This is a genomic window from Hymenobacter seoulensis (assembly GCF_054780535.1).
This window is the reverse complement of the sequence record NZ_BAAGWD010000004.1, coordinates 379591-395862: the sequence shown is the minus strand read 5'-3', so window position 1 is coordinate 395862 and position 16272 is coordinate 379591. Positions and strand designations below refer to the sequence as shown.

General features: G+C 54.5%; 11 protein-coding genes. 4 read left to right on the top strand and 7 right to left on the bottom strand.

What is annotated here, in order from left to right; genetic code table 11:
- Positions 1-84: 84 nt before the first annotated feature.
- The 3 genes from ACYVHC_RS17630 (at position 85) to recG (ending at position 3452) form a co-directional block, all read left to right on the top strand.
- Complete coding sequence (locus ACYVHC_RS17630) at positions 85-513, top strand: single-stranded DNA-binding protein (protein WP_460615108.1); 429 nt, start codon at positions 85-87, stop codon at positions 511-513.
- A 162-nt stretch (positions 514-675) separates the two neighbouring features.
- Entirely contained in the window at positions 676-1272 is a 597-nt protein-coding gene (gldD, locus tag ACYVHC_RS17625) for a gliding motility lipoprotein GldD (protein WP_460615107.1), read from the top strand.
- An 80-nt stretch (positions 1273-1352) separates the two neighbouring features.
- The gene (gene recG / locus ACYVHC_RS17620) at positions 1353-3452 is read left to right on the top strand and encodes an ATP-dependent DNA helicase RecG (RefSeq protein ID WP_460615106.1); all 2100 of its coding nucleotides are present in this window, start codon (positions 1353-1355) and stop codon (positions 3450-3452) included.
- A 143-nt stretch (positions 3453-3595) separates the two neighbouring features.
- Here the strand turns inward: recG and ACYVHC_RS17615 are convergent, their stop codons facing one another.
- Positions 3596-3835: a hypothetical protein gene (locus ACYVHC_RS17615; RefSeq protein WP_460615105.1), complete on the bottom strand. Its 240-nt coding sequence runs from the start codon at positions 3833-3835 to the stop codon at positions 3596-3598.
- Positions 3836-4242: 407 nt separating this feature from the next.
- Here ACYVHC_RS17615 and ACYVHC_RS17610 point away from each other — a divergent pair, with 407 nt between their 5' ends.
- Positions 4243-5688: a hypothetical protein gene (locus ACYVHC_RS17610; protein WP_460615104.1), complete on the top strand. Its 1446-nt coding sequence runs from the start codon at positions 4243-4245 to the stop codon at positions 5686-5688.
- A gap of 100 nt (positions 5689-5788) precedes the next feature.
- On the opposite strand, the gene ACYVHC_RS17605 is transcribed toward ACYVHC_RS17610, so the two are convergent.
- The 6 genes from ACYVHC_RS17605 to ACYVHC_RS17580 all read right to left on the bottom strand — a co-directional run bounded on the left by ACYVHC_RS17605 (position 5789) and on the right by ACYVHC_RS17580 (position 16135).
- Positions 5789-7213: a Glu/Leu/Phe/Val family dehydrogenase gene (locus ACYVHC_RS17605; protein ID WP_460615103.1), complete on the bottom strand. Its 1425-nt coding sequence runs from the start codon at positions 7211-7213 to the stop codon at positions 5789-5791.
- A 150-nt stretch (positions 7214-7363) separates the two neighbouring features.
- On the bottom strand, positions 7364-9151 hold the full coding sequence (locus ACYVHC_RS17600; RefSeq protein WP_460615102.1) for an acyl-CoA dehydrogenase family protein: 1788 nt from the start codon (positions 9149-9151) through the stop codon (positions 7364-7366).
- A 333-nt stretch (positions 9152-9484) separates the two neighbouring features.
- The gene (locus tag ACYVHC_RS17595; protein WP_460615101.1) at positions 9485-10663 is read right to left on the bottom strand and encodes an acetyl-CoA C-acetyltransferase; all 1179 of its coding nucleotides are present in this window, start codon (positions 10661-10663) and stop codon (positions 9485-9487) included.
- A gap of 200 nt (positions 10664-10863) precedes the next feature.
- Positions 10864-13272 (bottom strand): 3-hydroxyacyl-CoA dehydrogenase/enoyl-CoA hydratase family protein, encoded by a 2409-nt coding sequence (locus ACYVHC_RS17590; RefSeq protein WP_460615100.1) that lies wholly within the window; start codon positions 13270-13272, stop codon positions 10864-10866.
- A 143-nt stretch (positions 13273-13415) separates the two neighbouring features.
- On the bottom strand, positions 13416-13892 hold the full coding sequence (locus ACYVHC_RS17585; protein ID WP_168682170.1) for a MarR family winged helix-turn-helix transcriptional regulator: 477 nt from the start codon (positions 13890-13892) through the stop codon (positions 13416-13418).
- Positions 13893-14338: 446 nt separating this feature from the next.
- Positions 14339-16135 (bottom strand): AMP-dependent synthetase/ligase, encoded by a 1797-nt coding sequence (locus ACYVHC_RS17580; protein WP_460615099.1) that lies wholly within the window; start codon positions 16133-16135, stop codon positions 14339-14341.
- Between the last annotated feature and the right edge of the window lie 137 nt (positions 16136-16272).

Sequence of the window (16272 nt, the reverse complement as noted above, 5' to 3'; positions counted from 1 at the left end):
TTTGGAATGTAAGAGGTTTATAGCTATATTTAAGCTAGTAAACCTCTCCTTTTTTTCAATTGCATTCCACTAACCATCAAGCATATGGCTGGCGTAAATAAAGTTATTCTAGTGGGCAACCTCGGCAAAGACCCGGAGGTTCGTCATCTGGAAGGGGGTAGCAGCGTGGCTCACTTCACCCTGGCTACCAACGAGTACTACAAAGACAAGCAGGGCAACCGCGTAGAGCGCACCGAGTGGCATAACATTGCCGCTTGGCGCGGGCTGGCCGAGCTGGCCGAAAAGTATCTGCGCAAAGGGCAGCAGGTTTACGTCGAAGGAAAAATCCGGACCCGTCAGTATCAAGACAAGGACAACCAAACGCGCTATATCACGGAAATCATAGCCGATGAAATATCGATGCTTGGCGGTCGGCCTCAGTCGGCGGAAGGCAGCGGCAGCCAACCTGCTGCGGCTACAGAAGCGCCTACTACCTTTCGGCAGGAACCAGAGCTAGACCAACTGCCGTTTTAACGGCAGCCGGCTCTCACTACCTTAAAGCCCCGGTTTTGCCGGGGCTTTTTTGTGTTTACTTTCCCAGCTAAAGGTGCAATTGTGCCCGGAAAGCGCTGAAAAGAGGCACGCGCGGACGCTGGTTTCTTAGTTACCTTTGATACTTCATTTGTTTTGCTTCGCATGGCCATTTCTCAACTGCTGCGCGCCGGAGGCGCGATGTTAAGCCTGCTGACCCTGGCCGCGGGGTGCACCTCTAGCCCTGATTTCACGCCCAAGCCGAAGGGGTATAATCGTATTGATTTGCCGCCGCATGCCTACCAGCAGCTGGCGCCCGGGCATCCGTACCGGTTTGAGTACTCGCGCTACGCCAAGGTGCTGCGCGACTCTTCGTACCTGGCGCAGCCGCACTGGATCAACGTGTACTACCCCACGCTGAAGGCCAATGTGCAAATCACCTACGCCAGCCTGGCCGGCAAGCCACAGCTCTACAACAAGATGCTGGAAGACGCCCGCAAGCTCACGAGCAAACACGAAATCAAAGCCACGGCTATCGACGAAACGATGCTGAAAACGCCCAACGGCATGCGCATCTCGGTGTTTGAGTTGCAGGGTGAAGTACCCAGCCAGTTCCAGTTTTATACCACCGATAGCACCAAGCATTTCTTCCGCGGCGCCCTGTATTTCCGTACTGCCACGGCCAACGACTCGTTGGCCCCCGTGATTGAGTATGTAAAGCAGGACATTGTGCAGATGCTGAATACCCTGAAATATCAATGAGTGATGAAGAATGAGCAATGAAGAATGGCCGGACGGTACAGTTCATTGCTCATTCCTCATTCTTCATGCTTCATTGATCTATGAGTACTTTCTTTCAGACCAAACTTGAATACCTGCGCGGAGTAGGCTTGCAGCGGGCCCAGCTGTTGCAGAAAGAGCTGGAACTGTTCACGTATGGCGACTTAATTCAGCGCTACCCATTTCGCTACCTCGATCGTACGCAGTTTTACAACATCTGCGACCTGCACGATGACCTACCCTATGTGCAGATTAAGGGCATTTTGCGCAACCGAGAGGTAGTAGGCGAGGGCCCTAAGAAGCGCATGGTGGCCAAGGTAGCCGATGCCAGCGGCGAGCTGGAAGTAGTGTGGTTTAAGGGCGTTAACTACCTAGAGAAAATCATCCGCAACCACCAGGAGTACATCGTATTCGGGAAACCTACGATGTTCAACGGGCGCCCCCAGATGGCCCACCCCGAGCTGGAGGAAGTAACGGAGCAGAAGACTGGCCAGAGCTACTTGCAGCCGGTGTACAACACCACTGAGAAGCTCAAGAACTACCATCGCGTCGATAGCAAAGCTATTGCCCGGATGGTTTCTGATCTGCTCAAGATTGCGCTGCCCCATGTGCATGAAAACCTGTCGCAGGACCTAATCCGGCAGTACGGACTCATGGACAAGGCTACTGCCTATCAGCAGATTCACTTTCCGCAAAGCACCGATTTGCTGCAGGCGGCTCGCTTTCGGCTTAAGTTCGAAGAGCTATTTTATGTGCAGCTGAAGCTGCTACGCCAGCGCGACCAGCGCAAGGTGGAGCTGGCAGGCCAGATCTTTAAGGAAGTGCCGACCCTAGTGCATTTCTATAAGAACGTGATGCCTTTCGATCTGACTGGCGCCCAGAAACGGGTTATTCACGATATCTACAAGGATTTCTGCGCTGGCAAGCAAATGAACCGCCTGCTGCAGGGCGACGTGGGCTCGGGCAAAACCATTGTGGCCTTCATCAGCATGCTCATGGCCGCCGATAACGGCGCGCAAAGCTGCCTGATGGCGCCCACTGAAATCCTCGCTGACCAGCACTACGTGGGTCTCAAGCAGTTTGCCGATTTGCTAGGTCTGAAAATTGGCAAACTCACGGGCAGCACCCGCACCGCTGAGCGCCGCGTGCTGCACGAGCAGCTTCGATCAGGCGAGATGCATATGCTAGTAGGCACGCACGCCCTGCTTGAGGATGTGGTACAGTTCCGGAACCTGGGCCTCACCATTATGGATGAGCAGCACCGGTTTGGCGTAGCGCAGCGCTCCAAGCTCTGGCAGAAAAACCCACACATCATTCCGCACGTGCTCGTGATGACCGCTACGCCTATTCCGCGCACGCTGGCCATGACGCTGTACGGCGACCTGGATGTGTCGGTAATTGATGAGCTACCGGCCGGCCGCAAACCCATCGTCACGGTGCACCGCTTTGATTCTAACCGCTTAAAGGTGTTCCAATTCCTGCGCGACCAAATTAAGCTGGGCCGCCAGGTGTACATCGTGTATCCGCTCATTGAGGAAAGCGAAGCCATGGCCGATTACAAAGACCTCATGGATGGCTACGAGAGCATTGCCCGCGCCTTTCCCGAGTTCCAGATCAGCATTGTGCATGGCCGCATGACGGCCGGCGAGAAAGACGCCGAAATGCAACGTTTCGTGAAAAACGAAACCCAGATTATGGTGGCTACCACCGTAATTGAGGTGGGCGTGAACGTACCCAACGCCTCCGTAATGGTGATTGAGAGCACCGAGCGGTTTGGCCTTTCGCAGCTGCACCAGCTGCGCGGCCGCGTGGGCCGGGGCGCCGACCAGAGTTATTGCATCCTGATGAGTGGTTATAAGCTCAGCAAAGACTCGCGCACCCGCATCGAGACAATGGTGCGCACCAACAACGGGTTTGAAATTGCCGACATCGACCTGAAACTGCGGGGTCCCGGCGACCTAATGGGCACCCAGCAAAGTGGCGTACTTGATCTGCTGATTGCCGACCTAGCCAAGGACGGGCGCATCCTGACGGAAAGCCGCGCCGCGGCGCAACAACTGCTGCAAGAGGATCCTAGCCTCGCTAAGCCCGAAAACCTACCTATTCGGCGCCACATTGAAAGCCTGCCTGCCACTGCTGTGAACTGGAGCCGCATCAGCTAGGCGCCTACACCCGACAAACCCTGGCTACGGCCAATGAAAAAACGAGGGCTAACCAACCAGCACTGCCGGTTGGCTAGCCCTCGCCATTTATAGAGGCAGGAGCATAAAAAAGGCGACTTCTAGAAAAGTCGCCTACTGCGGTGCTACTCTAATGTGGTACTAACGGTGGTGGGGGCAGTGGATTGCCAAAAGTGGCTGCCGCCGCCCTGTGTTACCTGCCGCTTAAGTGGCGGCTGGTTATGGAAAAATGAAGCACTACGAACTGGTATTTGCCAAATCGTTTTGGTAGCAGCGGCCTGAACAGAGGACTGCTCTCCCTGTTTAGTAAACTTACCAGCAACGATAAGTCCAATCATAAGAAACAAACGCAGTAAAGATTTCATAGCAACGTAGAAGGTTGAGAACGGCTCTGGGCCCTAACAAAATTAAAGCCAACTCTCCGGCGAGAGGGTAATTTCAGAGCAAAAAATGAGCATAAACTGCTTTATAGGGTTAACTAAATGAAAGGGGCAGCATCTACGGGAGAAGCATATAAAATTTATATTTTACTATACATCTCCTCCTAATAGCTGCGGTCCTTACCGGCAGTTTTATCTCACTTTTCGATTGCAAAGATCGGGAGAGCAATTAATACTATCGGCTTCTGCACGTTAAGAAAGGATGAATAGTTTTGCAGAAGCCCCAACGCAGCCTCCCTCCATCGTTTTGTGCAGACTCCTGCTGAAGTTGGATACCTTTGGAGAATGCATTTTTGGGTTTCGGCCTATTTGTTAACCTAACTGCTTTCTTCGTGCGTTTCTCCTTACTCCTTGCCACTGGAATAGCTCTGGTTGGCACGTTTACGAATCCGGTGCTGGCTCAACGCGTGAAGTCGAGCTCCTTTAGCTACCTCCCCGAGCAGACAGAAGATCGGTACAACCAGCGGGTAGCCACGAAAACTTTCCCGGTCTCGACGGGTGGCTTTATTATTCTGGCTCATAAATCACCGACGGAGTATGCCGTCGAACGCTATGATGCGGAACTGAAGCGCCTGTGGAGCACCTCCCTACCCCTGGCCGCCGGCGAGTCGGTAGATGGGTTTGCCCGTAGCAGCAGTCACGCCACCGTAGTCACGCATCTTACCACCGGAGCCGCGCAGCAGCTATCCGCCTATAGTATCGACCTAGGTAGCGGCCAGAAAACACCGGCTAAAAAGCTGCTTGATGCAGGGCTGCGCGACCGGCGCCCTGGCACGGCCTTCTCCCCCGACGGCACCAAGCTGATTGTGTGGCGTTACCTCAGCCGCGCCGAGCAAATCCGGGCTGTTGCCGCCACCATCTACGACGAAAACTTACTGAAGCTGAAAGACCGCTCCTTCGATTTTCACGACCAAGGCGCGTTATTCTCGACGACCATTCATGTGGGCAACGATGGCTCTCAGTTTGTAACGCTGGTGAGCGACGGCATGAAAAAGATGACCGTTCGCCGCTACCGCAACGACTCGCCTGAAGTAAAAGTGATGTCGGTTTCCGTAGGCGGTACATTCGGCGGCAAGGAGGTCAACGTATTCGACTCGCGCTTTGCCCTTCAATCCGACAATACACTCTATGCTGCTGCTATCTGCAACGAGCGCCTGAGTGGCCTGTACCACAGCCTGAAGGTGATTAAGTTTGATTTCACGGGCGAAGGCGACATGAAATTCGCCCCAGAGGTAAAGTTCACCCCCGAGTACCTGGCCGAAGTCAACAAAGCCACAGCTGCCACCGCCAAACGCCTGGAAGATGTATATCTGACTGATTTGCTGCTTACTGATGAAAAGCAGCTGGTAGTACTAGCGGAAAAGAAGTATGAGGAAGGCGGCGACAACTCTCCGGGCCACACCCGGGAGCTGCACTTATTCGGGTACAATGAGTTTCAGTCGCCTACGTGGCACACCATTATTGCCAAAGACCAGGTAGCACCCGCCACGGAAGGCTTCAGCAGCATCGGGTACCGCGCCACCATCACCGGATCAGAAATACAACTGGTTACCTGGGAAAAGCTCAAAAACAAATCCGACCTGTACCTGCGCCGGGTTAACGCCCTGACGGGGGTAGTACAGGCTCCCAAAGGATTGGGCCTGCACGTTGCATCGGATCAAAACCCCTCGTACGTGAAGGACTTCACCACGTGGCTGGACCCCAAGACACTTATCGGGGTTAGCCGACCTAGTAAAAAATCGGCGGCGCTGATGCTGAACAAGATTGTAATGAAGTAACGGCCTAGTAACGGTAACACTAGCCCTTATTTTCGCAGAAAGGCCGCCCCCAAACTGGGGGCGGCCTTTCCGTTTAATGGTGTTTGATCTATCGGCTTCCTTATGGAAAGATACCTAGCGACTGGTAGCTTACGCCAATCTTCTCGATAGCGCTGTAAAAAGCCGCCGTGCGCAGATCCGTAATGCCCTCTACCTCATCCATCACCTTCCGTATAGACTGATACGCCGTAATCATGGTGTCCTCTAGGCCAGAGCGCACGAGGTCGATTTCATCGGCGCCGTGCACGATTTGCTGGCGTTCTTCCGGCGAAATGGTCTTGCCCGTAGTCCGCTCAATGGTGGCTACCAGGCGGCGCATGGCGCCTTCTTCGGCCCGCTTGCCCATTCGGCCGAAGCGTACGTTGGACAGGTTTTTCAGCCACTCGAAGTACGATACTGTTACGCCGCCTGCGTTCAGGTACAGGTCGGGTAGAATGATGACACCTTTCTCGAGTAGAATTTTCTCGGCACCTTGCGTCGTAGGCCCGTTCGCACCTTCTGCAATAATTTTCGCCTTGATCTTGCCTGCGTTGCCTTCGTGAATCTGGTTTTCCAGCGCGGCCGGAATCAATACGTCGCACTCGTATTCCAGCAAGTCCAGTGACTCTGCAATATCCTTTGCGCCGGGAAATCCCAGCACGGAGCCTGTTTCCTGGCGATGCTTGAACACAGCGGCCACATCTAGGCCACTCTCGCTGTAGATACCACCTTCGCGCTCGGCAATACCGGTTATAATGCCGCCATCAGCCTGACAGAAGTGCGCGGCGTAGTACCCAACGTTACCTAACCCTTGTACAATAATACGCTTGTCGGCGACGCCACTGGTCAAGCCCACTTTTTTAAGCATCGGCTCATCTAGCAGCAACTCGCGAAGGCCATAGAACACGCCTAGGCCAGTTGCTTCGGTCCTGCCCCGAATGCCGCCCTGGCCTACCGGTTTGCCGGTTACACAGCCAAGAGCACTGGTATCGCCGTACTTGAAGGTCATATAGGTATCGGCAATCCAGGCCATTTCGCGGCCGCTGGTACCGTAGTCAGGAGCTGGCACATCCATACCGGGGCCAATCAAGTTCTTCTTGATCAGCTCTGTAGCATAGCGGCGCGTCACGCGCTCCAGAATGTTCACGGGAGTAGTGCGCGGGTTGATTTTCACGCCGCCTTTAGCTCCACCAAACGGCACATCTACTAGGGCACACTTGAAGGTCATGAGTGTGGCCAGGGCCATTACCTCCTCCTCATCTACATACACGCTGTAGCGGATGCCACCTTTGCTAGGCAGTTTGTGGTGGCTATGCTGCACCCGAATGCCCTCAAAAACCTGCACGTGGCCGTCTACTTCTACCGGAAAGTTGACCTTGTAAATGCTGTTGCAGGCCCTAATTTGGGCGATAATACCGGGGTCCAGTTTCGAGAAGCTTGCCGCGTGGTCGTAGAACCGCAGCACACTCTCATAAAAGTCTTTTCCCTGTACCTGTTCGTTAGCCATACCTAGTGGGAGTTGAAGGTGGAGTATCTGCTAGCAAACGGCGGATATAACTGCTGCGTTGTGTAAACGCAACAAAGCCGCTCCCAAGCATGGAAACGGCTTTGTTGAATTCAAGTACCTAGTGTATTTGGCTGCTAGGCCACCTCAGACCTAGTAGGTGTACTCGTTGGCGGCAATCAGGTGGTCGGCAATGCGACGACGGGCTTCCTTGGCGTTGTAGAGGTCTGCCTTGGTGAAGCGCTTCAGGCCCATAGCCAGCAGGCGCTGCTCGTCGCCCTCGGTCATGGTGCCGATGGCGTCTTTGCCGAACTTGTTTACCTGGTCTACGGTGTCGTAGAGGTACACGCGGGCAATGTCGATTTGCGTCGAAACTGCCTCTTCGCCTTTCACGCCGGCTTCTTTTTCCACGCGCAGAATGGTGCTCTCCGCGGTGTAGACCTTGATAGCCATGTCGGCAATGTTCATCAGTACTTCCTGCTCTTTAGCGAGCGAGTTCATGTACTTCTGCACAGCCGTGCCAGCTACCATCAGGATGGCCTTTTTCAGCTTGGCAATGGTCTTTTTCTCAGCAGCAAACAGGCCGGTTTCTTCTTCTAAGTTGAAGTCTGGAATAGCCATCAGCTCCTGCTGCACGGCTTGGGCGGGGCCCATTAGGTCCAACTCGCCTTTCATGGCCTTCTTCAGGATCATGTCGACGGCCAGCATGCGGTTGATTTCGTTCGTGCCCTCGAAGATGCGGTTGATGCGCGAATCCCGGTACGCACGGTCCATGGGGTAGTCGGCCGAGAAGCCGTAGCCACCATACACCTGCACGCCTTCATCCACCACGTAGTCAAGCACTTCGGAGCCTTCTACTTTCAGAATAGCGCACTCCACGGCAAACTCACGGGCAGCACCCAACAAGGCTTCGTTGTGGCTCTGGCCTTTGGCCAGCAACTCCTGCTCCATGCGGGCAATGTCCATACCGGCGCGGTAAATAGCCGACTCTACGGCATAAATACGCACGGCCTGCTGGGCCAGCTTGTACTTGATAGCGCCGAACTTGCTGATGGGCAGCTTGAACTGCACCCGCTCGTTGGCATACTTAATGCTCAGCGTAGAAGCCATTTTGGTAGCGCCCAAGCAAGCAGCGGCCAGCTTAATGCGGCCAATGTTCAGGATGTTGAAAGCAATGAGGTGGCCTTTGCCAATCTCACCCAACACAGCCGACTTCGGCACTTTCACATCCGACAGGAACACCTGACGAGTCGAAGAGCCTTTGATGCCCATCTTGTGCTCTTCGTTGCCGAGGCTCAGTCCGGGCGTGTTGCGCTCCACAATGAAGCCGGTGAACTTGTCGCCGTCAACCTGGGCAAACACAATGAATACGTCGGCGAAACCACCGTTCGTAATCCACATTTTCTGGCCGTTCAGCACATAGAACTCGCCGTCTTCGGTCGGAATGGCTTTGGTTTTAGCACCTAGTGCATCCGAGCCCGAACCTGGCTCCGTGAGGCAGTAGGCACCCATTAGCTCACCGCTGGTTAGGCCGGGCAGGTACTTGGCCTTCTGCTCCTCGTTGCCGAAGTACAGAATGGGCAGCATAGCAATACCCGTGTGGGCCGCGAAAGCAACCGGGAACGAGTGGCCACCACCTACGCCCTCGGTCACGCGCAGGGAGGTAGTGAAGTCCATGTCCAGTCCGCCGTACTGCTCCGGGATGCTTACCCCGAACAGGCCTAGCTGACCAGCTTTCTCCATCAGGCCGCGCATCAGGCCTTCTTCGTGGTTATCGAGGCGCTCCAGCAGGGGCTGCACTTCTTTTTCCACGAAGTCCAGAGCCGTCTGGTGCATCATGTTCTGCTCCTCCGAAAAATCGGCGGGGGTAAATACGTCCTGAGCGTCGGTTTCCTTGATGATGAACTCGCCGCCTTTCACAAGCTTGTTGGTTACTTCCATGACCGGGTGAGATGTTGGGGTTGGAAAAAAATCGATGTCGAAAAGAGAAAGAAGATGCTCGGCATACCTACTACTTGGCTGCCACTAGCCCCTTCAGTGTGGGATACCGAAAGATAGTAAATTATGTTATGCTTGCCGAGTACTTTCTGAAAAAGAAACCCCGAGTGCCGGGGTTCCTAATCTTTAGAAGCAGAACCGTTTACCTAAGTATCTGGTTCTGAAATCGGAGCATATTCGGTGGTCGGTGTCGTGGGCCAGTTGAGTTTTCCAGTGGAAAAACGCTGCCACGCTTTCCGGCGGCGCACGCCACCGACCCCCAAATACGCTACCGGCTTATTTCAGCAACTCATAGATGCCAGCTACGCCCTGGCCACCGCCCACGCAGGCGGTTACCATGCCGTACTTCTTGCCCTGCGCCCGCAGCTCGTGGAAGAGCTGAATGCTGAGTTTAGCACCGGAGCAGCCCAGTGGGTGGCCTAGGGCAATGGCGCCACCATTCACGTTTAGCTTGCTTTCGTCAATGTCCAGCTCGCGAGTAATGGCAATCGACTGCGATGCAAAGGCCTCGTTCAGTTCAAACAGGTCGATGTCCTGGAGCTTCATGCCTGCCTGGCGCAACGCCTTCGGAATAGCCTTGATCGGGCCCATGCCCATGATGCGCGGGTCGATACCTTCGGTAGCGTAGGTAATCATGCGGGCAATGGGCTCCAGGTTCAACTCCTTCACCATGCGCTCCGACATTACCAGTACGAAAGCTGCGCCGTCAGAAGTCTGCGACGAGTTACCAGCCGTAACAGAACCGTTAGCGGCAAACACCGGACGCAGTTTGGCTAGTGCCTCAATGGAGGTATCAGCCCGCGGGCCTTCGTCGGTATCTACTACGTAGGAGCGGTTTTTCTTCTTGCCGGTAGCCTGATCGAGGTAGGTTTCTTCTACTGTGATAGGCACAATCTGCTCCTTGAACTTGCCTTCCTGAATGGCTTTGATAGCCTTCTGGTGCGAGTTGTAAGCAAACAGGTCCTGGTCTTCGCGCGACACTTTATAGTCCTGCGCTACAGCTTCGGCCGTGAGGCCCATGCCGAGGTAGTAGTCGGGGTGCTGCTGCGCGAGCTTGTAGTTAGGCACCGTTTTCCAGCCAACGGTAGGCACCATGCTCATGCTCTCGGTGCCACCGGCCACGATGCAGTCGGCCATGCCTGCCGTGATTTTGCTGGCGGCCATAGCAATGGTTTCCACGCCGGAACCGCAATAGCGGTTCACGATGAGGCCCGATACGTTCATGGGCAGTGCCAGGAGCGAAATCAGACGGCCCATTTGCAGGCCTTGCTCTGCTTCCGGTACCGCGTTGCCTACCATCACATCGTCGATGCGCGTGGGGTCGAGGGCGGGCACGGAGGCTACCAGGTGCTTGATGACGTCGGCGGCGAGGTCATCGGGGCGGGTGAAGCGGAAACCGCCGCGGGTGGCTTTGCCAACGGCCGTGCGGTAACCAGCTACGATATATGCATTCATTGTAGTGAGTCTTGAAGAAAGTAGTGGGATTAGAGCTAATCTTGGCCTAGCTCCCCTCCTCAGCTGAGGAGGGGTTGGGGGTAGCTGATCAACCGTTGAACATCTATTCGAGATAGGTTCGTTCTAGGCCAGTCAACCACCCCTAACCCCTCGCCGCTTGATGCACGGAATCATCTGAGGAGGGGAACTAGTTTTTAGCTCTAGTTTCTCAAGGGTTTGCCAGTGGTCAAGATCGACTGGATACGCTCCAGCGTCTTCCGCTCACCGGTGAGGCTGAGGAAGGCTTCGCGCTCCAGGTCTAGCAGGTACTGCTCCGATACTTCAGTGGGGCTGCTCAGGTCGCCGCCGCACATGATGTAGGCCAGTTTGTTGGCAATCTTCACGTCGTGGTCGGAGATGTAGCGGCCTTCCTTCATGGCATGTACGCCCGTTAGGAACATGCCCAGGGCGCCTTTACCCTGCACCTTGATATTGGTTTTCTGTACCGGCTGGGTGTAGCCATCTTCCGCTAGCTCAATGGCAGCGGCTTTAGCTTGCGCGATGACGCGGTTGCTGTTTACCACTATCTCATCGCCACGGCGCAGGAAGCCCAGATCGAAAGCCTCAGCCGCGGAAGTCGAAACTTTGGCGGTGCTGATGGTCATGAAGCTGTTGCGAAGCAGGTTGTACTCGGGCTCCCCTTCTTCATACTTGGCCGCGGTGCGCAAGGTCATTTCCTTGGTGCCACCACCGCCAGGAATCAGGCCTACGCCAAATTCTACGAGGCCCATGTAGGTTTCAGCAGCTGCTACTACCCGGTCGCAGTGCAGGTTCAGCTCGCAGCCGCCGCCTAGGGCAAGGCCGTGCGGAGCACCGACTACGGGAATGCTGCTATAGCGCATTCGCATCATGGCCTGCTGGAACTGGGCAATCATCAGGTTCAGCTCGTCGTACTCTTGGTCTAACGCGAACATGTACACCAGGCCTAGGTTGGCACCAGCCGAGAAGTTCGGTGCGTCGTTACCGACTACCATGCCGCGGAAGTCCTTTTCGGCAATTTCCACGCCCTTCATAAGGCCCTGAATTACGTCGGAGCCCAGCGCATTCATCTTGCTGTGGAACTCTACGTTCAGGATACCGTCGCCGAGGTCGAGCACCGAAGCACCTGCGTTTTTCCAGATGACCTTACCCGTGGCGCGCAGGTTGTCGAGGATGATGAAGTTCTCAACGCCCGGAATGGCTTTGTAGGCCTTCGACTCGATGTCGTAGAATTGCTTCACACCCTGCTCGCTCACCTTGTAGAAAGTAGCGTTGCCAGCGGCCAGCATTTCCTGCACCCACGGCGCTACGGTTTTGCCTTCAGCTTGAGCCAGTTCCAATCCTTTCTGAACGCCTAGGGCATCCCAGGTTTCAAACGGACCCATTTCCCAGCCGAAACCAGCACGCAGGGCATCGTCAATCTTAAACAGGGAGTCGGTGATTTCCGGAATGCGGTTGCTCACGTAGGCAAACAGGCCGGCGAAGGTCTTGCGGTAGAAGTCAGCGGCTTTGTCTTTGCCGGCTACCAGCACCTTGAAGCGGTCGGCCAGTTTTTCAATTGGCTTCGTGCTTTCCAGCGTGGCAAACTTTACGCGGGCGCTGGGCTTGTATTCCATCGTATTCAGGTCGAGGGCCTGAATCTCCGATTTGCCGCCTTCGCCTTTTACTTTCTTGTAGAAGCCCTGGGCGGTTTTGTCGCCTAGCCACTTGTTCTCGGCCATCTTCTTGATGAAGTCGGGCAGTTGGAACACCGCTTTAGCTTCGTCGTTCGGCAGATTTTGGGCTAAGCCGTTGGCTACATTAATCATTGTATCCAGGCCTACCACATCGGAAGTCCGGAAGGTAGCCGACTTGGCGTGACCGATAACCGGACCAGTGAGCTTATCAACTTCTTCTACCGACAGGCCTAGCTGGCTCATCACCTGTACCACATCCATGATGGCGAAAACGCCCACGCGGTTAGCAATGAATGCGGGGGTGTCTTTGGCGAGTACGGTGGTTTTGCCCAGGTACAGGTCGCCGTAGTGCATCAGGAAATCCACTACCGACTGGTCCGTGTCTGGGGTCGGGATGATTTCGAGCAGCTTCAGGTAGCGCGGCGGGTTGAAGAAGTGGGTGCCGCAGAAGTATTTCTTGAAATCGTCGGAGCGGCCCTCCGTCATCATATGAATCGGGATGCCGCTGGTGTTGCTTGTAATCAGCGTGCCGGGCTTGCGGTATTGCTCCACGCGCTCAAACAGGCTCTTTTTGATATCAAGGCGCTCTACCACTACCTCAATCGTCCAGTCGCAGGTCGCAATGTCCTTGAGGTTGTCGTCGAAGTTACCGGTCTTAATGCGGCTAGCATCGGCCTTGCGGTACAGCGGCGACGGGTTAGCCGCCACGGCTGCCTGGAGGGAGCTGTTTACGATGCGGTTCTTCACCGCCGGGTTGTCCAGCTTGAGGCCTTTGGCTTCTTCGGCAGGTAGCAGCTCTTTCGGCGCGATGTCGAGCAGCAGTACTTGCACACCGATGTTGGCGAAGTGGCACGCAATGCGCGAGCCCATCACACCGGAGCCCAATACAGCTACTTTTTTGATGGTACGATTCATTCGTGGGGGAATGAGTGGGTGAGAAATGAAAGAATCAGAAAGGATAATACTGTTGCCAAACTACTCGTCATGCCGAGTTCTTGGCCGAAAGAAAGCCCCAGGTTTGGGGAAATCCGGAGCAGTAAATAGCCCCGAGCACTGGCCTAGGCCGGCGACTCGGAGCGCAAAGGTTTCAGCTTGAAATCGTCGTAGAGGGTTTTGCCCTCAATCATGCCGGTGATCTGGCCAACGACTTTGAAAAACACGTTCAGCTCGCTCTGCGGGATTTTCTCGCGCACCTTCAAATTGAAGTGGCGCACCGTTTGGCGGGATATTTCTTTGCCGCGCAGGCCTTCTTCCGTCAGGAAGATGCGCACTGAGCGTTTATCCTGAGTATCAGCTTGTTTATAGATTAGACCTTTCTCTTCCATGCTGCGTAGAATACGCGTTAGGGAGCGAGTTTCTAAGCCAAGCAAAGGCGCTATTTTGGTGGCAGGAGTACCGTTTTCCTGGTCGATGTTCAGCAGCACGAAGCCTATGCTCGTGGTGATGTCGTGCTTGGCCGCTTGCGTATTGTACATACGCGAAATGGCGTGCCAGGCAACTTTAATGTTATAATCGACGGTTTCTTCGGGTGTCATGGGTGAGGGCAGCAAGTCCGGTAAACATACAGAAATATGTTATGCTTGCATACTAAGTTAGGCAAAAAAAGTTTGTCTTTGCTGCTTGTGCCATCCTACTATACTGTTGTTCGTGTGCCTTCACTCATAGACACATGGTAGTACTACCTCTACTGAAATTTGATGATCTGGCTGCGTCAGAAAAGTCGTTTTGAATATTTAAACGGTCATGCTTGGTCTGGCGTCCGCGCAGCCGGAGCATCCCTACTTCCTCGTTATATCGTCGCTGGGCCCACTAACTAGTCAGCGTAACAACGATTCGGATTTGTTCAGCTTGACGTTCTAAAATTTTTAGCCCAAGCTTAAAAACCACACGAAAATCATTGGAGGCTTTCAGCTCTGATATAGGCTAGTAACACAAACGGCCCCACTGTAACAGCGGGGCCGTTGTATGAAAATCTTGAAAACTAGCGTACCGCATCCTGATTGTAGAGGCTCTCAATTACCGATTTATTATTCTCAGTAATGGCTTTGCGCTTCACTTTCATGGTAGGCGTCATTTCGCCGGTTTCCACGGTCCAGAGCTGAGGAAGCAGCACGATTTTCTTTACCTGTTCCCACTGGGCGAAGCTGCTGTTGTACTTGTTTACCAAGTCCTCGTACATCTTCACTACCTTCTCATTCTTAATCAACTCCTCGTTTGAGCAGTTGCAGTCCACATCGTTGCGCTTACACCAGCCTTTGAGGTCATCGAAGGACGGAATGACGAGCGCGGATGGAAACTTCTGGCCGTCGCCGACTACCATGCACTGCTCTACCAGAGGCGACTCTTTGAGTTTGCCTTCCAGCACCTGCGGGGCAATGTACTTACCGCCCGAGGTTTTGAACATCTCCTTCTTGCGATCGGTGATTTTCAGGAACTTGCCATCCACGATTTCTCCGATGTCGCCGGTGTGGAACCAGCCTTCGGAATCGAATTCCTTGGCCGTCAGTTCTGGCTTGTTGTAGTAACCCTTCATCACCGACTCCGACTTGGTCAGAATCTCGCCGTCCGGGGCAATTTTCACCTCGGTGTTGTCGATGATGGGGCCCACGGTGCCAATCATGTTGTTTTCGGGCTCGTAGCCGCCTACCGCAATTACCGGCGAGGTTTCAGTGAGGCCGTAGCCTTCCATCACCCGGATTCCGGCCGACCAGAACACCCGAGCTAGGCGTGGCTGCAGGGCGCCGCCGCCACTCACGATACAGCGCAGGTTGCCTCCCAGGGCCTCGCGCCACTTATTGAAGATGAGCTTATTCGCCAGGGCCAGCTGCGTGTTATAGAAGAAGCCGTGGTCTTTCTGGTTGTCATACTCCAGGCCCAAGTTGAGGGCCCAGAAAAACAGCTGCTTTTTTACGCCTTCCAGGGTGTGGCCTTTAGCTACAATTTTGTCGTACACCTTTTCCAAGAGGCGCGGCACGGTGGTGAAGATTTCGGGCTTCACTTCACGCAGGTTGTCGGCAATGGTTTCCATGCTCTCGGCGTAGTAAATGCTCACGCCGTTAATGAGGTACAGGTGCGTCACCATGCGCTCGAAGATGTGGCAGAGCGGCAGAAAGCTCAGGGCCTTGTCATCTTTGGTAACTGGTACGAAGCGCTGGGAGTTGCGGCAGTTGCTGAGCAGGTTGTTGTGTGTCAGCATTACGCCTTTGGGCTGGCCCGTGGTGCCGGAAGTATAAATCAAGGTAAGCAGGTCGTCGGGCTGTACGGCGGCTTTCAGCGGCTCCAGGTCGGCGGGGTTGCCTTTTTTTCCTAGGTCCAACAGCTCCTCAAAGTGTCGGGCACCTTCAATCTTATCGAAGGTGAACACGTTTTCCTGCGGAATATTCAGCCCTTGGGTGGCTTCGCGCACCTTGTCGAGCAGCTTGGCATCCGCCACGAAAATCGCCTTTACGCCCGCATCCGTGAAAATGTACTTATAATCCTCTACCGTGATGCTGGGGTACATGGGCACGCTGGTAGCCCCAAGCTGGGCAATACCAAAATCGGCGTACATCCACTCCGGGCGGTTCATGGAAATAATGGCCACCTTATCATCTTTCCCGATGCCCAGAGCGCGCAAGCCCAGGCTCACCTGGTTTACTTTTTCAACCACCGTATCGGTGCTGACAGGGGTATACTGGCCGTTTATTTTGGCAGCGAAGCAGTCGGGTTTATTGTACTTCTGCTGCAGCTGGGGCAGAATATCGAAGGTGCGACGAATGTCCATAGAGAGAGTGGGCACTGTGGTGGGTTGGCAACGTGAGAGGCGAAGATGTTCCTGCTAGGTCTCAGTAGAGAGCAAGCCGAACAGGAACGGCTGCTTAAATAACTACTTTTTTCGCAGGAAAGCACGTAGCGGGCCAAAACACGGTAGGGCTG